General features: G+C 48.6%; 24 protein-coding genes. 22 read left to right on the top strand and 2 right to left on the bottom strand.

Features of this window, described 5'->3' with window-relative positions:
• Positions 1–107: 107 nt before the first annotated feature.
• From MKY48_RS19950 to MKY48_RS19940, 3 genes are all read left to right on the top strand, one after another.
• Complete coding sequence (locus MKY48_RS19950; RefSeq protein ID WP_339265760.1) at positions 108–1,313, top strand: MFS transporter; 1,206 nt, start codon at positions 108–110, stop codon at positions 1,311–1,313.
• A gap of 125 nt (positions 1,314–1,438) precedes the next feature.
• Positions 1,439–2,284: an aldo/keto reductase gene (locus MKY48_RS19945; protein ID WP_339265758.1), complete on the top strand. Its 846-nt coding sequence runs from the start codon at positions 1,439–1,441 to the stop codon at positions 2,282–2,284.
• Positions 2,285–2,402: 118 nt separating this feature from the next.
• Positions 2,403–3,197, top strand: a complete 795-nt coding sequence (locus MKY48_RS19940; protein ID WP_339290520.1) for an SDR family oxidoreductase — start codon at positions 2,403–2,405, stop codon at positions 3,195–3,197.
• A gap of 26 nt (positions 3,198–3,223) precedes the next feature.
• Here the strand turns inward: MKY48_RS19940 and MKY48_RS19935 are convergent, their stop codons facing one another.
• The gene (locus MKY48_RS19935; RefSeq protein WP_339290518.1) at positions 3,224–4,084 is read right to left on the bottom strand and encodes an AraC family transcriptional regulator; all 861 of its coding nucleotides are present in this window, start codon (positions 4,082–4,084) and stop codon (positions 3,224–3,226) included.
• 192 nt (positions 4,085–4,276) lie between these two features.
• Here MKY48_RS19935 and MKY48_RS19930 point away from each other — a divergent pair, with 192 nt between their 5' ends.
• From MKY48_RS19930 to MKY48_RS19880, 11 genes are all read left to right on the top strand, one after another.
• Entirely contained in the window at positions 4,277–6,157 is a 1,881-nt protein-coding gene (locus MKY48_RS19930) for a beta-L-arabinofuranosidase domain-containing protein (RefSeq protein WP_339290516.1), read from the top strand.
• A 234-nt stretch (positions 6,158–6,391) separates the two neighbouring features.
• Positions 6,392–6,925 (top strand): hypothetical protein, encoded by a 534-nt coding sequence (locus MKY48_RS19925; RefSeq protein WP_339290515.1) that lies wholly within the window; start codon positions 6,392–6,394, stop codon positions 6,923–6,925.
• A gap of 1 nt (position 6,926) precedes the next feature.
• The gene (locus MKY48_RS19920; protein ID WP_339290513.1) at positions 6,927–7,781 is read left to right on the top strand and encodes an aminoglycoside phosphotransferase family protein; all 855 of its coding nucleotides are present in this window, start codon (positions 6,927–6,929) and stop codon (positions 7,779–7,781) included.
• A 352-nt stretch (positions 7,782–8,133) separates the two neighbouring features.
• Complete coding sequence (locus tag MKY48_RS19915; RefSeq protein ID WP_339290512.1) at positions 8,134–9,141, top strand: LacI family DNA-binding transcriptional regulator; 1,008 nt, start codon at positions 8,134–8,136, stop codon at positions 9,139–9,141.
• A 148-nt stretch (positions 9,142–9,289) separates the two neighbouring features.
• Entirely contained in the window at positions 9,290–10,972 is a 1,683-nt protein-coding gene (locus tag MKY48_RS19910; RefSeq protein WP_339290510.1) for a ribulokinase, read from the top strand.
• Positions 10,973–11,072: 100 nt separating this feature from the next.
• Positions 11,073–12,155: a glycoside hydrolase family 172 protein gene (locus tag MKY48_RS19905; RefSeq protein ID WP_339265740.1), complete on the top strand. Its 1,083-nt coding sequence runs from the start codon at positions 11,073–11,075 to the stop codon at positions 12,153–12,155.
• Positions 12,156–12,592: 437 nt separating this feature from the next.
• Entirely contained in the window at positions 12,593–13,549 is a 957-nt protein-coding gene (locus MKY48_RS19900; RefSeq protein WP_339290509.1) for an acetamidase/formamidase family protein, read from the top strand.
• A gap of 99 nt (positions 13,550–13,648) precedes the next feature.
• Positions 13,649–13,972, top strand: coding sequence for an alpha/beta fold hydrolase (locus MKY48_RS19895; protein ID WP_339290507.1), 324 nt, complete (start codon positions 13,649–13,651; stop codon positions 13,970–13,972).
• Positions 13,973–14,112: 140 nt separating this feature from the next.
• Complete coding sequence (locus MKY48_RS19890; protein WP_339290505.1) at positions 14,113–14,376, top strand: alpha/beta hydrolase; 264 nt, start codon at positions 14,113–14,115, stop codon at positions 14,374–14,376.
• 39 nt (positions 14,377–14,415) lie between these two features.
• Positions 14,416–15,462, top strand: coding sequence for a hypothetical protein (locus MKY48_RS19885; RefSeq protein WP_339290503.1), 1,047 nt, complete (start codon positions 14,416–14,418; stop codon positions 15,460–15,462).
• A gap of 225 nt (positions 15,463–15,687) precedes the next feature.
• Positions 15,688–16,161: a DUF3574 domain-containing protein gene (locus tag MKY48_RS19880; protein ID WP_339290501.1), complete on the top strand. Its 474-nt coding sequence runs from the start codon at positions 15,688–15,690 to the stop codon at positions 16,159–16,161.
• 96 nt (positions 16,162–16,257) lie between these two features.
• On the opposite strand, the gene MKY48_RS19875 is transcribed toward MKY48_RS19880, so the two are convergent.
• Positions 16,258–17,196, bottom strand: coding sequence for a DNA-3-methyladenine glycosylase (locus MKY48_RS19875; protein ID WP_339293531.1), 939 nt, complete (start codon positions 17,194–17,196; stop codon positions 16,258–16,260).
• A gap of 189 nt (positions 17,197–17,385) precedes the next feature.
• Here MKY48_RS19875 and MKY48_RS19870 point away from each other — a divergent pair, with 189 nt between their 5' ends.
• The 8 genes from MKY48_RS19870 to MKY48_RS19835 all read left to right on the top strand — a co-directional run bounded on the left by MKY48_RS19870 (position 17,386) and on the right by MKY48_RS19835 (position 23,278).
• On the top strand, positions 17,386–17,997 hold the full coding sequence (locus MKY48_RS19870; RefSeq protein ID WP_339265731.1) for a bifunctional transcriptional activator/DNA repair enzyme AdaA: 612 nt from the start codon (positions 17,386–17,388) through the stop codon (positions 17,995–17,997).
• Positions 17,969–18,517: a methylated-DNA--[protein]-cysteine S-methyltransferase gene (locus MKY48_RS19865; protein ID WP_339290499.1), complete on the top strand. Its 549-nt coding sequence runs from the start codon at positions 17,969–17,971 to the stop codon at positions 18,515–18,517. The genes MKY48_RS19870 and MKY48_RS19865 overlap by 29 nt, the downstream gene beginning before the upstream one ends.
• Positions 18,510–19,223 (top strand): 2OG-Fe(II) oxygenase, encoded by a 714-nt coding sequence (locus MKY48_RS19860; RefSeq protein ID WP_339290498.1) that lies wholly within the window; start codon positions 18,510–18,512, stop codon positions 19,221–19,223. The genes MKY48_RS19865 and MKY48_RS19860 overlap by 8 nt, the downstream gene beginning before the upstream one ends.
• Positions 19,224–19,313: 90 nt before the next feature.
• Positions 19,314–20,132 (top strand): radical SAM protein, encoded by an 819-nt coding sequence (locus tag MKY48_RS19855; RefSeq protein WP_339290496.1) that lies wholly within the window; start codon positions 19,314–19,316, stop codon positions 20,130–20,132.
• Between the two features lie 456 nt (positions 20,133–20,588).
• Positions 20,589–21,161 carry a GNAT family N-acetyltransferase gene (locus MKY48_RS19850; protein WP_339293530.1) on the top strand — a complete coding sequence of 191 codons (573 nt, stop codon included), beginning with the start codon at positions 20,589–20,591 and terminating at the stop codon, positions 21,159–21,161.
• A gap of 7 nt (positions 21,162–21,168) precedes the next feature.
• Complete coding sequence (locus tag MKY48_RS19845) at positions 21,169–21,558, top strand: NUDIX domain-containing protein (protein WP_339290494.1); 390 nt, start codon at positions 21,169–21,171, stop codon at positions 21,556–21,558.
• A 172-nt stretch (positions 21,559–21,730) separates the two neighbouring features.
• Complete coding sequence (locus tag MKY48_RS19840) at positions 21,731–22,621, top strand: GNAT family N-acetyltransferase (RefSeq protein WP_339290492.1); 891 nt, start codon at positions 21,731–21,733, stop codon at positions 22,619–22,621.
• Positions 22,622–22,783: 162 nt separating this feature from the next.
• Positions 22,784–23,278 carry a GNAT family N-acetyltransferase gene (locus MKY48_RS19835; RefSeq protein WP_339290490.1) on the top strand — a complete coding sequence of 165 codons (495 nt, stop codon included), beginning with the start codon at positions 22,784–22,786 and terminating at the stop codon, positions 23,276–23,278.
• The last annotated feature ends 104 nt before the right edge of the window (positions 23,279–23,382 follow it).

Raw genomic sequence — 23,382 nt, 5'->3', positions numbered from 1 at the left:
CAATAAATGATATAGATCATAATAGCATTTGCCGGCTGGATTAAACCATACTCAATATTTTTACAATATACAAGCAAGAGAATAGGATAGGGGGAAATATCAACACCATGATGATAGATAAAAGAAGAAGTTTGCTGGCGCTGCTGGCGCTTGCAATCAGTGCCTTCGCCATCGGAACAACGGAATTTATCAGCGTAGGGCTGCTGCCGTTGATTGCGGAGGATATGAATATATCGGTGACGACAGCCGGATTAACCGTTTCGATGTATGCGCTTGGCGTTACCTTCGGTGCGCCGATCCTTACGTCGCTGACATCAAGGATGTCCAGGAAGACTTTGCTGCTCTGGATCATGATCATTTTTATTATTGGTAACAGCTTGGCAGCGGGCGCAGCTTCCATTGGTATCCTGCTTGCAGCACGCGTGCTTTCGGCCTTTTCGCATGGCGTATTTATGTCGATCGGCTCGATCATTGCCGCAAACGTGGTGCCTGAGAACCGCAGGGCGTCCGCAATCTCCATTATGTTTACGGGGCTGACGGTAGCTACGGTTACCGGCGTTCCGCTTGGAACGTTTATAGGTCAACAATGGGGATGGAGACTTGCTTTTGTCGCCATTGTTGTGGTCGGTATTGTTGCGCTGATCGCGAACAGTATCCTGGTCCCTTCGGACTTGCCTAGGGGAGAACGAACTTCATTCCGTGACCAGGCTAAATTGCTGACGAATGGAAGACTGCTGCTTATGCTCCTGATTACGGCTCTCGGTTATGGCGGGACCTTCGTGGTCTTCACTTATTTATCCCCATTGCTGCAGGATATAACAGGCTTCAAGGAAAATACGGTGGCCATTATCCTGCTTGTATATGGGATCGCCATTGCGGTCGGTAATGTGATCGGCGGGAAGGCAGCCAATCGCAACCCCCTTCGAGCACTATTCTATATGTTCATCGCGCAAGCGCTGGTGCTGTTCACGCTTACGTTTACCGCACCGTATCAAGTGGCGGGATTGATCACGATTATTCTCATGGGATTTCTGGCTTTCATGAATGTGCCGGGACTACAGGTTTATGTCGTAATGCTGGCTGAGCGGTTTGCACCCGGGGCAGTGAATATGGCTTCCGCGCTGAACATTGCCGCATTTAATGCCGGCATCGCCATCGGCGCTTTTCTGGGCGGCTTGATCACGAACTCCATGGGCCTGATTCATACGGCATGGATCGGGGCACTGATGGTGCTCGGCGCGGTCGTTCTCACCGGATGGAGCTTGAAGCTGGAACGGAAGAACTCGGAGAAGCCGGAAAAGCAAGCGGCCTGAATGCCTGAATGATTATTTTATGGTGAAGGGAGGTGATGTCAAAGCGTTTTATCGGAGATACTTCAATATAGGTTAACTTTCATCACAACATCACAACCCAAAAAAATGTTCGGAGGTTTATCAACATGACAGCACAACACTTACAAGACACAACCACTTTATATAATGGCGTCAACATGCCTTGGTTTGGATTAGGCGTATTTAAGGTAGAAGAAGGACCGGAGCTGGTGAATGCCGTCCGTACGGCCATCCAGTATGGGTATCGCAGCGTGGACACGGCCGCCATATACGGCAATGAAGAGGGCGTCGGACAAGGCATTCGCGAGGGGTTGGAAGCTGCCGGTATCAAGCGGGAAGATCTGTTTGTCACATCCAAAGTGTGGAATGCCGATCTAGGTTATGAATCGACTATGAAGGCTTACGAGGAGAGCCTTCGGAAGCTGGGTCTGGAATATTTGGATCTGTACCTTATACACTGGCCGGTTGAAGGGAAATATATAGATGCGTGGAAGGCGTTAGAAACGTTGTACAAGGAAGGACGCGTGAGAGCCATTGGCATGAGTAATTTCCAAATCCATCATCTGGAGAAGTTAATGAAGGAAACGGAAATTAAACCGATGTTGAACCAGGTCGAATATCATCCAAGACTAACGCAAAAAGAACTGCAGGCGTTCTGCCGTACGAATGGAATTCAGCTCGAAGCATGGTCTCCATTAATGCAAGGAAAGCTGCTGGATCAAGAGGATCTTCAGCAAATTGCAGAAAAGCATCATAAATCCATCGCTCAGATCATTCTTCGTTGGGATTTACAAAACGGCGTTGTCACGATTCCGAAATCGACCAAAGAACATCGGATTGCGGAGAATGCGGCAATCTTTGATTTTGAATTGTCCGATGAAGAGATGCAGCGCATCGACAGCTTGAATCAAAATCACAGAGTGGGACCGGACCCGGACCATTTTGATTTCTGAAAAATCTGCGTTTACGCAAGGATAGTAGTGTAATAAATATTGTGACTCTCCTGGACCTCGGGCGGTAACGACGGGAATCAGGAGGGTCCATTCCTACATAACGGAAGGAGAGAGTATAATGAATTTGGATCTGAAGGGAAAAGTCGCATTGGTAACGGGTTCGACATCCGGCATTGGCAAAGCGATTGCCATGTCGCTTGCAGCCGAGGGAGCATCCGTCATAATAAATGGAAGACATGAGGACAAAGTAAAGCAGACGATCCATGACATTCACGCTGTGCATCCGGACGCCGAGCTGCGTATTGCCGTGGCGGATCTCGGAACGGAGGAGGGCTGTCATCAGGTCAGGGAAGCTGCTCCGGTCGTCGATATTCTGATCAACAATTTAGGGATCTTTGAGCCTGCTGAATTTTTCGATATCCCTGATGCGGAGTGGTTTAGGTTCTTCGAGACCAATATTATGAGCGGTGTTCGGTTAACCCGGCACTATTTGAAGAACATGATCAATCGCAATGAAGGTCGAATTATTTTTATCGCGAGTGAAGCAGCCGTCATGCCGTCTCAGGAGATGGCGCATTACAGCGCAACCAAGACGATGCAGCTGTCCCTTTCCCGGAGCTTGGCCGAGCTGACGACAGGAACCGGCGTCACGGTGAATACCGTCATGCCTGGATCCACTCTTACGGAAGGCGTTGAAACGATGCTGAATACGCTCTATCCGGATGAGGATCTATCGATCGAAGAAGCCGAGCAGCGGTTTATGAAGGAGAATCGGCCGACTTCCATTATTCAGCGATTGATCCGACCGGAGGAGGTTGCGGATTTTGTTACATATCTCAGCAGTCCCAAATCCTCGGCGATTAACGGTTCAGCTCTCCGCATCGACGGGGGCTTGGTACGAAGCGTATTCTAAGCAACCGAGGTGCTGTGAACGCTCTGTTAGGAACGGTATTTCTGCCTAAAGGATTTGGGTTTGAAGCCTGTATAACGAATAAAGCAGCGAATGAAATACGGAAAAGAGCCGAATCCGGATTCTTCGGCAATGCGTCCGATCGGATCGTTGGTGTGGATCAATAATCGCTTGGCTTGTTCGATCCGATGCCGTGTCAGATATTCCAGGGGCGTGCAGCCGAACGTTTTTTTCATGCAGATCGACAGATAGTTCTGGTGGAAGTGCATGGCATCGGATAATCTCTGATAGCTGACCGGTTCTTTGTAATGTTGTCTCAAATAGTTGGCGGTTCGTTCGGCTATGGCATATTGAGGATTCTGATGCTGGATTCCATCCTCTTCGGCTTGAAACAGCAGGAGCAGCTCATGCAGCAGCTGCTGCTGCTTCCAGCGTGCCGCCGAAGAAGACGATGGCTGAAGGTTCTGCAATTGATCTATCAGGAGTCTCGCTTGCTCTATCGAAGGTAGCTCTCCATACTTGGGTATATAAAAAGAGAAACTCTCGATCTGTACAATAGGCTGATCGGTTTGCGATAAGGCAAAAAGGGTCAGTTCCTCCGTTTCAATCCAACGACCGCACGTCTGAAAATGCAGCCAATAAAAGTGGGTCTCCTCCTGACAGGGCAGATACGTACGGTGCGCGGCATCGGGTCTTAAAATCAGGTGACAGCCGCTCTTTACCCTGTAAGCAACTCCGTTCTCCTCCAGAAATAACGCCCCTTTTGTCACCAGAATCAGATCAAAGACCCCAATGTTATAGCGATCCGGATGTTGGTCTCCTACCTGATAGGTATCTTCTCCACAAATCATATAGTGCGGTAGCGGCGGCGCTGTGAACTGGAAGATCATCTGCGACCAGGCCTCCTCCTCAAACGAACTTTTCTCTATGATAATCGTTTTACTGTTCCGGATTCAATAAGACAGCATGTTGTAATCGGATAAAAAGATGTTGTTTCTGTGTATAGGGTAACGCCTGGCCCAGATGGTATATTTCTACCAGAGTGTGCACCAACAAGACAGAAACAAGGAGCGTGGAAGTTGATGCTGCATGAGACTGCGTTTAACAGCTTGCCATTAGGAGCAATTAAACCGGCTGGCTGGCTTAAGAGTCAGTTGGAGATTCAAGCAAGCGGGTTTACCGGACATTTGGAAGAACAGTGGAAAGACGTAGGGGATGAGAACGGGTGGCTTGGAGGCCAGGGAGAGAGCTGGGAACGGGGACCGTATTATGTCGACGGCTTGCTTCCGTTAGCTTATTTGCTCGAAGATGAGTCTTTGATTGCCAAAGCGAATCGGTGGATCGAGTGGTCGCTTGCGAGCCAGCAGGAGAATGGCATGTTCGGTCCGGTGCGCATTACCTCCGTGAACCAGGATATCGATAAGGAGCAGGACTGGTGGCATTACATGATCATGTTGAAAGTGATGATGCAGCATGAAGAAGCAAAGAGCGATGAACGGATCATCCCTTTTCTGACGAAGTTTTTTACTTATGTCCATTCGGTTATCGAGGAACAGCCGCTGCGGGGCTGGGCCCAAACCAGGGGTGCGGAGATGCTGCTGTGCATCGTGTGGTTATATCGACGTACGAAGCAACCTTTTCTGTTAGAGCTTGCGGATATTGTTGCCGGACAAACAACGGACTGGAGCGACATCTTTCATGATTTTCCGTTCTGGCGAAAGGTCGAAGAGTGGGATTGGACAACCCATGTCGTGAATGTGGCGATGGGAATCAAAACGCCGGGCGTGCTGTATGAATTAAACGGAAATCCGGTGGAGCGGGAAAGTGTACATCGAGGCATCGATTCCCTGATGACGTATCACGGCCAAGCGCATGGCATGTTCTCCGGAGACGAATGGTTATCCGGCACCCATCCGAGTCAAGGCGTAGAATTATGTGCCGTCGTGGAGTATATGTTCTCGATGGAGCAGCTGACGCGTATTTTCGGGGACGGACGTTTCGGGGATATTTTGGAGAAGGTTGCATTTAATGCACTGCCTGCCGCCATCTCCCCGGATTGGACCTCGCATCAGTATGATCAGCAAGTCAACCAGATGATCTGCAATGTCGCTCCACGGGCCTGGAGCAACGGCCCCGACGCCAACGTCTTCGGTCTGGAGCCGAACTTCGGATGCTGCACGGCCAATATGCATCAAGGCTGGCCCAAGCTGACATCGCATCTGTGGATGAAGGATCAGGAGGACGGGCTTGTTGCGGTTTCCTATGCCCCATGCACGGTGAGGACCACGGCCGGTCGTCAAGGCGTTCCGGCTGTGGTCGAGGTAACCGGCGAATATCCGTTCAAGGATCGCGTTCAAATCAAATTGTCGTTGGAATCCGCGGTATCGTTTCCTCTATCGCTGCGCATCCCGGCCTGGTGCGACGATCCCCGTATAACTCTGAATGGGCGCGAATTGCCATTCCAGGTGGAGTCCGGTTATGCAAGAATCGTGCAGAACTGGCAGAACGGTGACCGATTGGACATTCATTTGCCCATGGAAGTGAAGACCGTGTCACGCAGCATGTACGCTACCAGCATTGAAAGAGGGCCGCTGGTGTATGTGCTGCCCGTAAAGGAGAACTGGCAGATGATCCGGCAGCGCGACATGTTCCACGATTGGGAGATATACCCTGCATCCCCGTGGAAATACGGTTTGGTCGCCGATACGTCATTCGAGGTACTTGAGCAGGATATGGTCCGCCAGCCGTTCCTGGCGAAGGATGCACCTGTCAGGGTGAAGGTTAAAGGTCAACTGATTCGGGATTGGAAAATGGAAGGCAATAATGCCGGAAACCCTCCGCTGCATCCGAACACGGACGGACAGCCCATTACGGAATTGGAGTTAGTTCCGTACGGAAGCGCCAGGCTTCGGATCGGTGAATTTCCTCTTATCGGGGAGCGGAGAAGAGTCGCTAAGAAATAATTAAATGGATTGAACCATCGAAAAACCGCGTGGATCGCGGTTTTTTTGTTATACAGATATGTTTTCAAAGGTTAAGATAAATGTTTACGAAGCTCAGGAATACACATAATATGGAGTTATTGGATAATACGCATGTTGTTGTCGCTAGGAAGAAGTATAAAAAAAGAAAGAGTAATGGGATAAGAGACATGGAATGCGTTGGTGAGAAAGGGAAAATTGACGAAGGAGATGTTCATGAAAAGAAAAATAATAGTAATCCTATTGCTTGTATTTGTTATTCTGATAAATGGCAATGCTCAACGAGATTCGATCGATATGCCCCTTTATAAGGGCAGAAGCCTCGTTATTGGTGTGATCGGAGAAACACCGCAAGTTAGGGAGAAGGGGCATGTGGGTTTTAGGGAGGTTACGTTTCAGCAGCTAGAGGATCTAGACATTCCCGCGGAGCTTGACGCTGTTTTCATAACCAAAGAACATCTAGTGGAAGCTTCTGAGCCCAAGTATACAAAAGTTTATCATCAGGCTGAAGTGCCTTTTTTCTATATCGAGTCTAAAAAATCTCATGTCCCCTTCACGATCGAGGAATTGTCCTACGATGAGGTTCCGGATCTTTCATCGGATATGTACGCAACAGGATATTACGGCAAGGATGCGTCGCATTGGGGTTACGGTTTATACAACGGTGTAATGAATGAGACCAATATCCAGGCTGTCTATTCCCATATTTTTGCGACCATCGAGTCGTTGCATAATGACGGAGGAACGTAATTTGCGAGAAATAAATTGGTTGGAGAAAAACGAGACGCTTGAGTCATTGCTCAAGCATGAAACTTCATTCCATGCCGTCCCATTAGATTCCGGGATGGAGGCAGAAGTGATGATGATCACCACATTAACGGCAGACTATGTACTAAAGGTTTGGAATAAAGATTCCAAGCCCAACGTTCAGATGCAATATCACATATTGAATGCATTGTGCACGCATGGAAGCGCGGTTTCGAAACCTTTAGGCTGGGGGACAGACCGGAATGGCAACCCAGTTTTGCTGACCAGTTACGATGGTACTCCCGTTCAAAATGTGAATCAGCCTAAACTAATGAAACTCGCTAAGATGCTAATGGATATACATAAGCTTCCCCTGGATAGCCAGAGAGGCTCTGGGTTGAAGAGATATGATTTCATCTCCTATTTTTATCCTCGAATTGATGAGTTTCCCGATATCAAACAGCCATTGATGGAGCTTGTTCAGCGTGCGAACATGAAACAAGATTGTGTCATCCATGGCGACTACCATCTGGGCAATATTCTTGAGATGGAAGACAAGTTGACCGTCATCGATTGGACTAATGTCCAAATGGGCGATCCCAGGTATGACATCGCTTGGTCGATATTCTTAATGTGGATATATGTGAGCGAGAAGGGAGCTTCTTTCTACCGTGCTGTATTTTGTACCGAGAACCGTTACGAAGCGGATGAGCTCGAGCTTTTTGAAGCTATAGCCTGTCTGCGCTGGGTTTTGCTTAGTAAAGTGGCCCGCCTACCCATTAGAAAGGATACGATCTCAAGGGTCAGGTCGATATTGAAGAGCAACACGTATTTAAAATTCAAGCCTCTTGAAGTCTGATCCCCAAATAACCAGCCGGGTTCCTAATAAGAAGTGGACAGTTGTGGGATCTTGCAGCAGTACACTTGGCCCCCTAAGATACTATCAATTAATCCGGTTGACCGCAGTGGAGCATCAACCGTCTTGCATGATGGCACGGGGCTTTTTTTCTATTAGAATTTGAGCGTGATAAGCCTTCCAATCCACCAAGATTGAGATAAGTTGAAGGTCTACAAAAAGCTCGATTAAACTTCTCTCCGAAGTTTTAACAAAGAGGGTTGACATAAGCACGTCCCATCTTGTACTCTGTGGATGTAATCGTTTACGTAATCGATTACATATAGGTATCATAACGTTTTGAGGTGAACAATGTTTGGCAAAAGCAACGATTAAACAAGTAGCAGCGGCAGCAGAAGTATCCACGGCAACCGTTTCAAGAGTGCTGAACGACAGCGATTATGTAAGCGATGAGATTAAAGAGCGAGTGATGGCGGCGGTGAACCAGTTGAATTACCGTCCAAGCGCCATCGCCCGCAGTCTGAAGCAGGACCGAACCTATATGATCGGCGTCATCGTTCCCGATATTTCCAACCCTTATTTTATGGGCATCTCCAGAGGCATTGAGGATATTGTAGGCAAAGAGGGCTTTCAACTTATTTTCTGCAGCTCGGATGAGAATCCCGACAAGGAAAGACGATTGCTTAAGCTTATGCAGGAAAAGCGCGTGGACGCTGTCGTACTGGCGACGTCAGGCGGTAATGATCCAGCGATCAAGCAGCTGGCGGATTCCAAAATGCCGATCGTTCTCGTAGACCGGAAGCTGGACTCTCCGGAAACGGGGATGAATCTCGATCTGGTAGCCGAGGACAATACCGAAAGCGCATCCCGCCTAACCCGGAAGCTGCTTGAGGATGGGCATACGGTTATTGGTGTGGTAAACGGTCCGACAAGATCCAGCACGGGCAGGGAACGTCTTGACGGTGTTCGGAAGGCGATGAAGGAATACGGGTTGAATGAGGAACCCAAGGTGTATAACGGTGACTTTTCTACAGAGGACGGAATCCGAGCAGTACGGCATTTTCTGGGGTCGGAGCATCGGCCAACCGCTATTATATCCCTGAATAACCGCATGAGTCTTGGCGTTCTGCTTGAGATTGTACGCAGCGGTCTCAAGATTCCGACCGACATGGCTGTAGCCTCTTTCGGTGAGGTAGAGGCCGGTCCATTACTTAAGGAATCGGGACTCTTTTACATGGAACAGCATCCTTATGACATGGGAATCAAAGCCGGAGAGATTCTTCTACACCGAATTCGCCAAGAAGCTCCGCTGTCCGAACCGGCTTTTGAGATATACCGCAATGAAGTGAAACAATTAAATTGATTGATACTCCGCATTCCAGTATGCATGCACAGGAGGCACTGATATTCCGGCCAAGCGCCTGACCGCTTTCGGCTGACTGGAGCCGGTCTCGGCCGAATACCGGGCATGCACAGCTTATGGTCCTTTGTACAAATAGGAGGCAGATAACATGAAACAGTTATACACCATTGGCGTGGATTTCGGTACGGAATCGGGCAGAGCTCTGCTGGTTGATATCACGACAGGGCAAGAAGTTGCTACCCATGTGACGCCGTACACGCACGGAGTCATGGACGAGGTGCTGGTCCACTCGGGTTTGAAGCTGGAGCAGGATTGGGCGCTGCAGCATCCGGACGACTACATAGAGGTGCTTCGGCAATCCATCCCGCGTGTGCTGTCGGAGGCAAACGTATCACCGGATCAAGTCATCGGAATCGGTATTGACTTCACGGCATGCACGATGATGCCACTGGATGCTGGCGGGACTCCGCTGTGCTTGCTGGAGGAATGGAGGGACAATCCGCACAGCTGGGTAAAGCTGTGGAAGCATCACGCGGCGCAGGATGAAGCGAACCTGATCAATGAAGCCGCTAAGCGGCGAGGGGAGAAATTCCTTGCACGCTATGGTGGAAAGCTGTCCTCGGAGTGGATGCTTGCGAAGTCTTTACAGATTCTGAATGAATCTCCTGAGCTGTATGAGCAAGCTGTACTATTTATGGAGGCTGCCGATTGGGTGGTCATGCAATTGACCGGTCAGCTCGCACGGAGCAGCTGCACCGCAGGCTACAAAGCCAATTGGCATAAAAGGGAGGGATATCCGTCCAAGGAGTTCCTGCAGTCGCTTGATCCGAGGTTCGGGTCCCTTGTGGAGACGAAGCTGAGAGGCCCGATCAAGCCACTGGGTTCAAAAGCGGGCGGATTAACCGAGTCGATGGCAGCCTTAACCGGGCTTCTGCCGGGCACTGCGGTAGCTGTAGCTATCATCGATGCCCATGCCATGGTGCCGGCTGTCAGTGCAGTAACCCCCGGTAAGATGGTGCTTGCCATGGGCACCTCTACTTGCCACTTGGTTTTAAGCGACAAGGAAGTGACGGGTGAAGGCATTTGCGGTGTCGTCGAGGACGGGATCATTCCCGGTTATTACGGGTGTGAGGCCGGACAATCGGCCGTTGGCGATATATTCGCCTGGTATGTGGATGAGGCAGTGCCAGAATATGTCCGGCGCAAGGCTGCCGAAGAGCGCCTTGGCATTCATGAGTGGCTTGAGAAGGAAGCGGCGCAATATGCGCCTGGCCAAAGTGGACTGCTGGCTATCGACTGGTGGAATGGAAGCCGTTCCGTCCTGATGGACGCTGATCTTAGCGGTGTCATCTTTGGATTGACCCTGCAGACCAAGCCGGCGGAAATATACCGGTCGCTGCTGGAGGCCACTGCCTTTGGAACGCGGGCGATCATCGAGGCTTTTACCGAAAGCGGCGTAGAAGTCGATGAGCTTTATGCTTGCGGCGGATTGCCGCAGCGAAACCGGCTGCTGATGCAGATTTATGCTGACGTTACCGGCAAAGAAATCAAAGTAGCGGATACCATCCAGACGGCTGCTTTTGGCGCAGCCATGTTCGGCGCCGTGGTGGCAGGCAAAGAGCAAGGAGGCTTTGCGAGCATCGTAGAGGCGGCGGAAGCGATGGCCCGTGTTCGAGAAGACACTTTTAAGCCGAACGAAGCTCATGTTCGTGTGTATGACCAATTATACAAGGAATATAAAGGACTTCATGATTATTTGGGCAGAGGCGAAAATGGGGTGCTGAAACGCTTGAAGGCATTAAGGAGCGGTAAACCCGGAATGAATGCATGAATGAACACCTAAATGAACGCGGGATGGCCGCTTTGCAGGCCTCGTTCGTCATGAAAGAGCGGTACGGATACGATATCACATACTAAGGGAGCGATAACAGATGATGAACTTTAATGGGCTCAACATGCACCTCGGAAATTTATCCCGGCTGTCCAATGCGCAGACGAGATCCATCAGCGCGGAGAATTTTACCGGTGAAAAAGGAAAGGGCGGCATGGCCACCGATGGCACGGGTGCAGCGGCTTCCAGGGATTTAGGCGTGGGCTGGAAGGTCTCCCCTTCCGTGGAGATTTTACCGGGAGAAACCTTTACGATGGGTGACATTCAGGGCCCCGGGGCGATTCAGCATATCTGGCTTACCTGTCATCCAACACTGTGGCGCAATCTGATTATCCGAATGTATTGGGATGATGAGAAAGACCCTTCGGTTGAGGTACCCGTCGGCGATTTGTTCTGTAACGGATGGGGCGAGCGCAGCGACGTCAATTCGATTCCGGTTGCCGTGAATCCGGCCGGCGGCATGAACAGCTACTGGCAGATGCCCTTTCGCAAGCAAGCCCGATTGACGATGGAGAACCGTGCGCCGGAAAAGGCAGTCCTTTACTATCAAATTGACTATACGCTGACGGACATCCCGGAAGATGAGGCTTATTTTCATGCGCAGTGGCGGAGAACGAATCCCGTTCCTTATAAAGAGGTTTACACCATTCTGGATGGGGTGACTGGACACGGGCACTATGTAGGGACATACCTCGCCTGGCAGGTGAACAATAACGGCTGGTGGGGCGAAGGCGAGATCAAATTCTATATGGACGGGGATCAGGATTATCCGACCCTATGCGGTACGGGAACGGAAGATTATTTTGGCGGAGCCTGGAACTGGGAGCAGCCGATGGGTACCTATAGAACCTACTCGACGCCATATCTGGGGATGCACCAAGTGCTGAAGCCGGACGGATTGTATCGAAGTCAGCAGCGTTTTGGCATGTATCGATGGCATGTCATGGATCCGATCCGCTTTCAAAGCGATCTTCGCGTGACCATTCAGGATCTCGGCTGGAGGTCGGGAGGAAGGTATCTTCCGCAGCAGAGCGATATTGCATCGACGGCGTTCTGGTATCAGGCCGAGCCTCATGCGCCATTCCCAGAGCTTCCGGATAATGATGAGCGGGAGGTTATATAGAGGAGGTGTTATTGCTTACCTGCCGGTAAGGTGATAGTGTGAATAAATGGAGCTCTTTAAGGGTGCACATGGCGTTTCCAAAGATGAACTATGCGCCAGATCAAACCTGATAGAGTGCAATGAAAATGATTCGAAGTATAGTAACGGGCTAATTCCCATGAACGCTCCATCGTTAGCTGATATGAAATTTAACTGAACATAGTGATGAACCGTCCCTCGCAGTGAAGCTGCGCAGCGGACGGTTTTTTTGTGCTGCAACGACCTACTTTGGTACGAACGGGTATGAGTAACAAAATGTATTAAGAGTAATTAATATTACGTTATGGAGTAATTAATTATTGACTCTAAGAGTAATTTAAAATACCTTATAAAGTAACAGAGTAAATATGAGACATGAAATGACCACTCTGATTATGGTTGTGAAGGGAGAAAGATGGATGTCAGAGGTTCATATGCTGCAACCGGATATTCATACGCTTCATGGATTTTTCAGCAGGGAACTGGAGCCCGCCCTATACATTCAGTCTGGGGATACTGTCGTGTATCAAACCTTGGATGCGGGTTGGGGACTGGAGAAGCGTGCTGCCCCGGGCGCGGCGAGAACGAAGTTTACGGAGCGCAAGCCGGAGCGGCAGGAGGAGCATTTTGGGCATGCGTTAATGGGTCCCGTCCATATTGAAGGGGCTAAACCCGGACTTACATTGGAGATTCAGATCAACGAAGTAATTCCCGGATCGTGGGGGTGGACCTCTGCCGGAGGTTTTCCGAGTTATTGGAACGAGAAGCTGGGCATGACCGACACCAAGGAAGTGACGCTGGATTTTGAATTGGATGCCGGGACAATGACAGGCAGGAGTCAGTTCGGAGATTTCAAGTACGGCATCGGCCTGAAACCGTTTATGGGGGTTATGGGCATGCCGCCGAAGGAAAAAGGCAAGCATACGACTTTTGTGCCGCGCCCATATGGAGGCAATCTCGATTGCAAAGAGTTGACAGCTGGCAGCACGTTGTACCTGCCGATTCCTGTGGATGGCGGGCTGTTCTCAACAGGGGATGGACATGCGGCTCAGGGCGACGGCGAAGTTAGCGGTCCCGCCCTGGAATGCCCCATGGATAAGGTGTGTCTAACCTTTCATGTCCGTGACGACATGCCCATAACGATGCCCAGAGCCAAGACGAGTACCGGGTGGCTTACGATGGGGTTCCACGAGGATCTGGACGAAGCCATGTGGATGGCCTTAAGCGGGATGCTTGATCTCATGACCGAGCTTTACTCTATTTCAAGAACGGAGGCGTACGCCTACGCCACCTTGACGGTGGATCTGCGGGTAACCCAGATCGTGAACATCCTTAAGGGCGTGCACGCATTTTTACCTTTTGGGGCGTTGAGGTGAAAGGAAGTTAAGGGGGATGGCTCAGACGGATGAAAAAAAGGAGATAACTCTATAATCAAACTTCATAAATAAATGTCCATTTTTAAGGAGGTCTAATGTATGCAGTTATACGAGACAATGGTCAATAACCAAGGGGTATATATTCATGTGACGGAGGTACATCGGGAGCTTAGGAATGAACAAAACTCATTGGTCATCATCCCGGGACTGTCCGAGTCGGCTGAGGATTACATCACCATTATGGAAAAGCTGTCGCCGAGGCATATCGTTGTCATCACGCTTCGTGGTCGGGGCCGAAGTGATTCGCCTGCTTCGGGATATACGCTCGAGGACCATATCAGCGACATTGATGCGGCTATTTGTCATCTTGAACTTGAGCAATTCGTACTCATGGGATACTCCCGAGGGGGTCCTATCAGTTAGGCTACGCGGTTCAGAATCCGGAACGCATTCAAGGCCTGATCATCGGAGACTATCCCGCGGTTCATACCCAGCTGCCAGCGGGATGGGTGGAATTCTTTGCTTCGCTACCGCCTTGGAGAGGAAAGAAGCTGTCCGACCGTATGAAAACATCGGCTTTACAGGCGCTGCAACAGGAATCGGCTAAGGTCGAATTGTGGAACGACTTAACCCGATTGACATGCCCAGTCCTTATTATCCGTGGCGTAAAACCACATCCCGGGTTATCATTAGAAGCAGTGGAACAATATAAGCTGTCGCTGCCTCAGGCAAGCATCGTGGCGTTCGAGGAGCATGATCATAATATTTTTGAACCGGATGTGGATGTGTTTGTCCGCACCGCAGACTCTTTTCTAAAAAGAGATTAGGCAGAACCATCAATCTATCACTAAAAAGGGTGTACGCACTTGGACAATCTGAAGCTGAATGTATCACTTTTACGACAAAGAGTTCCGAACCTGACCAGCGCAGCCAAATCCGTGGGATTACGGCCGGCCACGGTCTCCAACCTATGCACAGGAAAAATTCCCGTTGGTCGGGCGGAAGTCCGCACCATTGCCGCATTGGCATCTCTGGCAAAATGCAGTTTGGATGAACTGATTCTGCGCGGGGAAAGTGTGGAGATGATCGAAACGGGCATTAAGCCCCTTGATCTATTTGCTCCTTTGGCCAAAGGCGGTACCGTCGGGCTGGTCGCCCGTCCCGGAATGGGCCAATTGGTGCTGCTCGGTGAATTGTTTCATCACTTCAAGCAGGAAGGGTATATGACGATTCTGCTGAAGCCGGAAGGCGAATATCTCGAGCTGCAGGATATGCTGAATGATGTAGAACGGGTTGCCAATTCAATAGAAGAAACCTATTCCATTGTGACGAATGCAAATACCGATAAAGAGATTGTGTTTGCAGCGGACCGGGAGCATGTCTTGACCGGCAAAATCTACGACCTCCAGGAACGTCTTCAACAAGAGGGTTTGAGGCAGGTCACGACTTTTCTTGTGGACCTTAAAGGTGCGGTTGTTGATGAAGACATGCCTTACGGTCCGCTGGAGACGCTGTGGTATTTCGATGCCGATCTGGCGGCCAGACATATGTTTCCTGCCGTGAACCCGTTATATTCTACATCTTCCGTATTGGAAGGCGTTCACCTGGATCAGGCTCACTTATCGGTCCAACAGCGGGCCCAGAAGCTGCTGCGCCGTTATCGCGAGCTGCGTTCGCTGGTTCAAGTGCGAGGATTGCAGGCCATTCCGGCATCCGAGACGGAGGTTTATGAGCGTGGAGCACGGCTTGAGGCTTATCTTACGCAGCCTTTTTACGTTGCCGAGGCTTACACCGGGGTACCTGGCGAGCGGGTGCCTTTGCAGGATACGCTGCATGATGTTCAAGCTATTTTGAACGGCAGCATGGATCATCGTTCGGTGGAGAGTTTATCCAGGATCGGATCGATAAAATAGCGCTGTAATCATCAAAAGTCGAATTCTCGCAGTTTGTTTATCGGGAATATCGGCTTTTTTACATGATTCCGCATAATATAATCCGTATGTCCCATAGCTGATAAGCAAAGGCCAGTATATAATATGTGCTAGTTTGTATCGTGCGGATGGCAGGAAGGTTGCACTGGACAACTGATATGCCATGCTTGTACGGGATACGAGACCATACATAAAGGAGAAATGGACATGAAGAGAAAAGGTTGGCTTATCGCTTTTGCAGCGGCATTATTGTTAACACTTATCGTAGTACCGGTTCAGCAGTCTTTTAGTGCAGAGGGCAATCCGACGGCAACCGCCATTACACAGAGTGCTCTGAACGATCAGTTCCATTTGGATCATGTCGTTAAGATTTACGTGCCTTCAACGGTGAAGGGAGATATTCCGATGACGGATGCAGCTCATCAGAAGTTTGTTGACCAAACACTGACAAAGCTGTCCGGCTGGTTTGGCGGAGCAACGGCGATTCCGGGTGAAGGGGCATGGGTGGACAATAACAAAACCCTGATCAAGGAAAAAGTAACGATCGTGTACGCGTTTGCCGAGAAGCTTGACAAGGACTCGCTTAATCAAGTGGTGGATTATGCGAAGAAGCTTAAAGACGATTTGTCGCAATCCGCGATCTCACTCGAGGTTGATGGTAAACTGTACTTCATCGAATAGTTGATTCTCGGATCAAAGGGTTTGCTAAATAGGGGAGGTCTCCCTGCTGTCTGTGATGGCAGAAGAGGGAGACGTCCTCTTTATTATGTTTGAACTTTAATAGAGAAACCTCCACAGATAAAATGTGGCGTAGGATTCCCAGTTCGCCCATGCTGCCGACAGCTCCAGTATTTCCTTCTTCGTCGGTTTGACCTCCAAGCCCAGCAGTTGTTTGATGGCATTGTGCAGACCCACATCATCGATAGGAAAAGCCGCCGGTATTCGCAAACAGCGCATCAACACATAATTGGCCGTCCATGGTCCGATCCCGCGAATGCTGACCAGTTGTTTCTCCGCTTGTTTCAAGCTGCCTGCTTCAAGCAGCTGCTCCTTGGTCAATTTTCCTTCTACCATAAGCTGGGCCACTCCGATAAGATACTCGCCTTTTTTCACGGTCATCCGAAGCCCGTCCAGGTCTTCAACACGCAGCGGTGCAATGTCCTCAGGTCTTGGAAAAATCCAATAAATCTCTCCTTCACACTCCACGCGGCGGCCGAAGGCTTCTACGAAACGTCTTTTTAACGTATAGGCATAGGCGAGGTTAATCTGCTGCCCCAGAATGCCCCAGCACAAAGCCTCGAACAGATCGGGAATACCCATATTGCGAAGCCCGTAGAAGGATTGAACGGCTTGACTGAGTAATGGATCTGCTTCCGCCATCGTATAGAACGGTACGAGATCGGTATTCAGATCGAACCAGTCCCGAACATAACCCGCTACTTCCGACCGCTTGCAGGGATCGGAGGGGGCGGTATTCCCCAAAAACCGAACAAGGATCGCCTGTTCTTGAGGCTCCGCACTGACTTCAATCACAGCGATGTCACCATCAAGCGGGATAGCCCGGTAGATGCTGTCATTCCGGATATGAAAAAGACATTCGTTCGGCGATCTTTGCAAATAATTGAGGTTCTCCGTAAAACTGAACTCCTTCGGTACGAACAGCCTTATGGCTTCGGCATGATCTTCCCAGCTGTCCCGGGGGGGATGGTTCTCCATAGTATAGGGCTTATCGTCATGTATCTGGTTTCGCTTCTGCATCTTCATCGTTTCCTTTCGCTCCTGAACTCTTCCATACTAGTTGTACCATAAATGCAGACCGTATAATTTTGTTATCTTGCTCTTCTATTCCAAAAAGCGTACAACAGGATTATCCTGTGGTTATAATGTTAGCGGAGGTGAGGAAACGTGGCAAACCGAATACAACCGACCGAAGCCCAGTGGCAGGCCATTATCAACAACGACAAGGACAGTGACGGCAAGTTTTTCTATGCGGTGCAGACAACAAAGATCTTCTGCAGGCCATCCTGTAAATCCAGACCCCCGAAGTTTGAAAATGTGCGCGTGTTTCAATCGGCGGATGAAGCGAAAGCTGAGCGTTTCCGGCCATGCAAAAGGTGCAAGCCTACGGGAGAACGTCTGCCGGACCACGAATGGATTGAACTCGTCACCGAGTATATCGATACACACTACATGGATCATTTATCACTTGATGTATTGGCCGATGTGAGCCACGGCAGTCCGTACCATCTGCACCGGATATTCAAGCGTGTCAAAGGTCAGACCCCGATGGAATACATTCAGGATTATCGGATCGGCAAGGCCAAGGAGCTCCTGACGAATTCCAGCTTGGCGATCTCGGATATCGGCCATAAAGTGGGCATGGAGAACACGGCTTATTTTATCACGCTGTTTAAGAAGAAAACGGGGATGACCCCCCTTAGCTATCGCGGGCAATATTTAAAAAATACGAGTGCGGAGGTGCACGATCATGAAATCCAATCATTCGATTACCATTAACTGGACTCAACTGCGCCATGATAACTGGAGTGTATACATCGCGGCCACGGAGCAGGGATTATGCTACGTCGGATCACAGGATAAGCCTTTAACAGAGTTGGAGGACTGGGTACAAGCAAAATTCCCTGGCTGTGAAATCGTGCAGAATGATGAAGCTATGCAGCCATATGCCGCCGAGATGATGGAGTATTTTCAGGGGAAACGCGATCGGTTTGAGTTGGCTTTGGATTACAAGGGGACCGCTTTTCAGATGGCGGTATGGAATGCGCTATGCCAGATCCCGTATGGGCAGACTTTTACGTATTCTGACATCGCCAACCAGATCGGAAAGCCGGCAGCAGTTCGAGCTGTAGGAGCGGCTATTGGGGCTAATCCGCTGCTGATAACAGTTCCTTGTCATCGGGTAATTGGCAAAAGCGGCGCATTGACGGGGTATCGCGGGGGGCTTGCCATGAAGACCCGGCTGCTGGAGCTTGAGGGTGAGCGAGCCAGGATGAGGGAGACGATGAATTATGCCTAATTCATTGCCGCAACGCATAGCAGGGCTCGATTGGTCGGGGATACAAGGAGCTTTGGATGAACAGGGCTATGCTGTCCTACCAAAGCTCCTGCTATCTGAAGAGTGTACAGAGATTATCAACACCTATTCGGAAGAGGATCGGTTTCGAAACACGATCAATATGGCTCGGCACCGGTTTGGGCTCGGAGAGTACAAGTATTATCAAGCTCCGCTGCCAGAATCGCTGCAGCAGCTTCGGGAAGACTTGTATCCTGAGCTTGCGCTGACGGCTAACCGTTGGTTGACGCAGCTTGGACATGAGGAGAGGTATCCGGCGAGCTTGGATGAGTTTCTTAAGATGTGCCATACGCAGGGGCAAAAGCGTTCGACGCCGTTGATTTTGAAATATGAAGAGGGCGGCTATAATTGCTTGCATCAGGATTTGTACGGAGATGAATTTTTCCCGTTTCAAGTGGTGTTTGTTCTGAATGAGAAGGAAGTCGATTATTCGGGAGGAGAGTTTCTGCTTATCGAGCAGCGGCCGCGGGCACAGAGCCAGGGCCATGTAATCACCTTGGAACAAGGAGCGGGGTTGATCTTTCCGACCAACCATCGTCCCGTTCAGGGAACGCGGGGGTATTACCGGACCACGCTCCGGCATGGTGTCAGCACGATTACGTCGGGTACCAGATACAGCCTCGGGATTATTTTTCATGATGCAAAGTAGAGGGGCGCGTGTGTTTACTCATTCATTATGGGATGTGAGGAGAGAAATAGTATAATAGGAGAAAGTGTTGGAATGGGGTGTCCGAGTTAGGTGAAACAAGAAGTGCTTTATAAAACGCCGAAGACCCTGCTCAATAAAGGAACGGGATTCCTGAATGGGTACACCCATACCTTGAATCCGTATACGGGCTGCACCTTCGCTTGTTCTTACTGCTATGTCCGGCAAATGCCGGTATCGATATTCCGCAATCAGGAATGGGGGAGCTGGGTTGACGTTAAACTCGAATCTGCTGCCATCCTACGTAAAGAACTGAAGCGTGCCAAGTCCAAGGGACCCGTCACGATTTTCATGTCTTCCAGCACCGATCCTTACCAGCCGGTTGAGGCCAAGGAAGAAGTGACTCGTGCATTGCTTGAGGTGATGGTCAGCGAACCGCCGGATTTTCTGCTCGTACAGACGCGCAGTCCGTTGGTCCAGCGGGATATTGATCTGCTGCAGCAGTTAGGAGAACGCGTGCGGGTAAGCATGACGGTCGAGACGGACCGTGATGAGATGCGCAAGCATTTTACGCCGTCAGCCCCGCCGATCCAAGCGAGACTGAAAGTCCTGGCACTCCTGAGAGACGCAGGAATTCCCGTTCAAGCAGCGATTGCACCCGTGCTTCCGAGCACGGAGGCTTTCCCACAGATCCTGCGGCCGCTCGTGACTCGCGTGTGCATCGACGATTATTTTATGGGGGATGGCAGTGGCGGGAAACGTACAAAAAGACTGCCGGTTCAGGCTCTGTACGAGGAGCTTGGGGAGCACGAATGGTACGATCCAGCTGCTTATCAGGTGGTCTATGACCGATTTAGCAGGGAGTTTCCGGAGGAGCAGTTGTTTGTGAGCCAGAAGGGTTTTGAACCTTAAGGTTTAGGTTAGCAAGTTTGAGAAGATGATGCGTGATCTATGGATTAGATAGATTATGATAGGTTTAGGCCAGGACCAGGAGTTCGTTTCTGGTCTTTTTTTGTCATGTCTCGTGATAGATGATTATGGTATGATAGGCGAAAATAACCAGTCAGACGGTAGAGGAGCGAATGCACAATGAAGATGGATTTGACTGATAACATTGCGTTAATTACGGAGCTGCGGGCCAATTAGGCCGCGTCATGGTCAGAACCTTGGCGGAATGCGGTGCTTGAACACTTCGGCGCGCTGCCTCATATTATCTTTGCCAATGCCGTGGCATTCCTGGCTTCGGACTTGTTGTCGTTTATTACCGGAGCGTATATTCCAGTGTGTGGTGGGGATTTGCGAAGTTTGTGGATATGGAGTTAGATGGAATCAATGCAAACAATAAAGAAACAAAGGGGCGACTACTTTTTGAATCCGATATTAATAGATTTTCCAAGCCAATTTTTTACTGATAGATTACTGATCAGAAGTCCATATCCTGGAGATGGAAAGATAGTATATGAATCCATTATGGCTTCACTAAATGAATTAAGAAGATGGCTTCCTTTTGCACAGAAAGAACAATCAGAGGAAATAATTGAAGCTAACTTAAGAGAGGCTTATTTGAAATTTTTAAAGAGAGAAGATCTTAGATTTCTTATCTTTCATAAAGATACTAACCAATATATTGGATCTTCAGGTCTACATAATCCTAACTGGAATATACCTAAATTCGAGATCGGATACTGGATAGACAGTCGACATAGTGGGCAAGGACTCATGACTGAAGCAGTACAGGGTATTTCTGACTTTGCATTTAATGTATTAAAAGCTCGAAGAGTGGAAATCCGATGCGATACATTGAATGATAAGAGTAGATCAATTCCAGAAAGATTAGGATTTACATTAGAAGGGACACTAAGAAATGAAGATACATCTGTTGATGGGAGTACGTTAAGAGATACATTTATTTTTGCAAAGATTGATGAGAAGAACTTGTAAGTAATCGATGAAGGCTTTGACATCATATAACACAAAATTCGCGCAACGTAAATTGGAATTTCCTGAAAGTCCAATTGAAGGTGCGATCAGAGAAGTAAAAGAAGAAACAGGACTTATTGTTAAAAATCTGAGGTTTAAAGGGATCTATGAGTATGTAAATGAAGAAGCCGATGATAGACACATTATTTTAAATTACTTAACAAACGATTTTTCTGGAGAATTATTGTCGGATTTCACAGAAGGTATACCAGAGTGGGTGAAGATTTCAGATTTAGAACATTTACCTATGCAACAATCTATCAGAAGAAGAATGCCCTACTTTTTCCAAGATGGGACATTCGAAATTCATGTGGTTTGGGAAGATGGAGAGAAAGAAGTACATATAAGGGAAACATGATTTAACGGTATTTTGGAGATGGCAATTACATCAACTCACATGACGTTCCTACTGCGAGGCATTCGCCCCTTGGTCGACGTAGATGGTTCGAGGAATAGGATTCAGGCGATACATTGATGTCATGATTATAACGAGTGGATAAAACACACTATTAATTGAAAGGATTATCAAGGTGGAGAATCTAATAATAGAACCCTACAAACCCGAAAGGGATATATCCGCTATCCAAGCCATGTTGTTTGGGGATGAATACTTTAAGGAAAAGTTTCTGGAGACCGAAATCAATTTTCCTGAAGGTATATTTGTTGCTTGTTACAACAATGTGACCGTGGGATTTCTCTCCTTTAGCGGTTTTAAGGGGAGAGGAACCGAGATGACAATCTTTGTAAGAAAGGAATATAGAGGAAAAGGCATCGGTAGCAAGCTTATTGAAAGCGCAGAACAATTACTTAATCAATACGAGGCAGTCGAACGTTCGATTGGTGCATGTATGGACGGCGATCGGTCTTCTCTGCAATTTGTATGTAAGAACGGTTACCACATACTTCATTCTTCTTATATCATGGTGCGTGAAGGAGAAATTCTTCCTGAAAGTCATTTTCCTATCAGGCAGTATGAAGATGATGATTATCCTGTGTGGCATGTTATTCGCGAAATGGCTTTTTACAAAATGCGTGAACGAGTTGGTATTCTCCCATCGTATTATATTGCACCTTCAGAATGGGAACGGAATAATTTTTTGAAAGATAGAAACAACAGATTTGTAATGGATATCGATGGTGAAATAGCGGCATGTGGAGTTATTGACGGCTGTGAGCTGCGTCAGGTGGCAGTTCGGCCAGATATGCAATCTCGTGGATACGGTAAAGCCTTCGTTTCATTTCTTTTGAATGAGATGATGCATCGTGGCGAAAAGATCGTTAAGCTTGAGGTAGTCAAAGGCAATCCTGCGAAAACGCTGTACGAGAGTCTCGGCTTCAAGGAAAAATCCTTGTACCATATCGTAACTAAATATTATAGACCGGACAGCCGATTGAGTAGACCGCCCGACGAGATGTATTAGCAGCATTTCGAAGAAGCGGACTCAGCAACCATATTCAACTCCCTAACCACAGTTACGACTCCCCCCTTGTGGGCTTAGTGGAGTTGAATGTCGGGAACACCAAACGTTATGTGAACCAGCGTGATTTTAAAAAACTAAAAAGATGATCCATGGAGGTTCTCCATGTTAACAACAAAACGATGTCTACTTTCTATAATTCAAGAAAGTGATTATGAAAATGTAAAGAGATTATACATAAATGAGCATGTTCGATCTTACCTTGGCGGAACAACTGATGATGAACAATCCCTGAGAATCAAATATTTTGAAATCATTAATAAATCTAATGAGGATAGTTCAAGTTATTGGATTGTGAGAATGTCAGAAAGCAAAGAATTTATCGGCTTGATATCTTTGGACGAATATTACGATGGTGAAAACATTGAAGTGTCGTATCAGTTCCTTCCAGAATACTGGGGAGTTGGTCTTGCAACAGAGGTTATTAGTAGATTAATTGAATATGCTTTTAATGAACTAGGAATACAGAAGTTAGTAGCAGAAACACAAACGGCAAACATTAGATCATGCAAGTTGTTAGAGAAAGTAGGTATGATAGTGGAGAAAAGAATTATAAGATTTGGTGCCGAACAAGCAGTTTATAGTATACAAAGATTATGAAAGGTCCGTCGTTTAATAGCATATTTCCTCTACGGGCTCTGCCCTTGGTTTGTAAGAAGTAGTGAGCAGAGAAGTAGATTCGCGAACCCCCTGTGAGGCTAAGT

It is taken from the genome of Paenibacillus sp. FSL W8-0187, assembly GCF_037969755.1.
Classification (GTDB): domain Bacteria; phylum Bacillota; class Bacilli; order Paenibacillales; family Paenibacillaceae; genus Paenibacillus_AQ.
The sequence above is the reverse complement of the archived record's forward strand: the minus strand, read 5'-3'. Positions and strand labels throughout refer to the sequence as shown.

Bases quoted from the DNA above. Each gene is read 5' to 3' on its own strand.
- MKY48_RS19950 (WP_339265760.1), top strand. From the start codon at position 108: ATGATGATAGATAAAAGAAGAAGTTTGCTGGCGCTGCTGGCGCTTGCA.
- MKY48_RS19880 (WP_339290501.1), top strand. From the start codon at position 15,688: ATGAAGAGAAAAGGTTGGCTTATCGCTTTTGCAGCGGCATTATTGTTA.
- MKY48_RS19895 (WP_339290507.1), top strand. From the start codon at position 13,649: ATGCAGTTATACGAGACAATGGTCAATAACCAAGGGGTATATATTCAT.
- MKY48_RS19910 (WP_339290510.1), top strand. From the start codon at position 9,290: ATGAAACAGTTATACACCATTGGCGTGGATTTCGGTACGGAATCGGGC.
- MKY48_RS19940 (WP_339290520.1), top strand. From the start codon at position 2,403: ATGAATTTGGATCTGAAGGGAAAAGTCGCATTGGTAACGGGTTCGACA.
- MKY48_RS19900 (WP_339290509.1), top strand. From the start codon at position 12,593: ATGTCAGAGGTTCATATGCTGCAACCGGATATTCATACGCTTCATGGA.
- MKY48_RS19905 (WP_339265740.1), top strand. From the start codon at position 11,073: ATGATGAACTTTAATGGGCTCAACATGCACCTCGGAAATTTATCCCGG.
- MKY48_RS19890 (WP_339290505.1), top strand. From the start codon at position 14,113: ATGAAAACATCGGCTTTACAGGCGCTGCAACAGGAATCGGCTAAGGTC.
- MKY48_RS19925 (WP_339290515.1), top strand. From the start codon at position 6,392: ATGAAAAGAAAAATAATAGTAATCCTATTGCTTGTATTTGTTATTCTG.
- MKY48_RS19860 (WP_339290498.1), top strand. From the start codon at position 18,510: ATGCCTAATTCATTGCCGCAACGCATAGCAGGGCTCGATTGGTCGGGG.
- MKY48_RS19935 (WP_339290518.1), bottom strand. From the start codon at position 4,084: ATGATCTTCCAGTTCACAGCGCCGCCGCTACCGCACTATATGATTTGT.
- MKY48_RS19930 (WP_339290516.1), top strand. From the start codon at position 4,277: ATGCTGCATGAGACTGCGTTTAACAGCTTGCCATTAGGAGCAATTAAA.
- MKY48_RS19875 (WP_339293531.1), bottom strand. From the start codon at position 17,196: ATGGAGAACCATCCCCCCCGGGACAGCTGGGAAGATCATGCCGAAGCC.
- MKY48_RS19845 (WP_339290494.1), top strand. From the start codon at position 21,169: ATGAAGGCTTTGACATCATATAACACAAAATTCGCGCAACGTAAATTG.
- MKY48_RS19835 (WP_339290490.1), top strand. From the start codon at position 22,784: ATGTTAACAACAAAACGATGTCTACTTTCTATAATTCAAGAAAGTGAT.
- MKY48_RS19865 (WP_339290499.1), top strand. From the start codon at position 17,969: ATGAAATCCAATCATTCGATTACCATTAACTGGACTCAACTGCGCCAT.
- MKY48_RS19945 (WP_339265758.1), top strand. From the start codon at position 1,439: ATGACAGCACAACACTTACAAGACACAACCACTTTATATAATGGCGTC.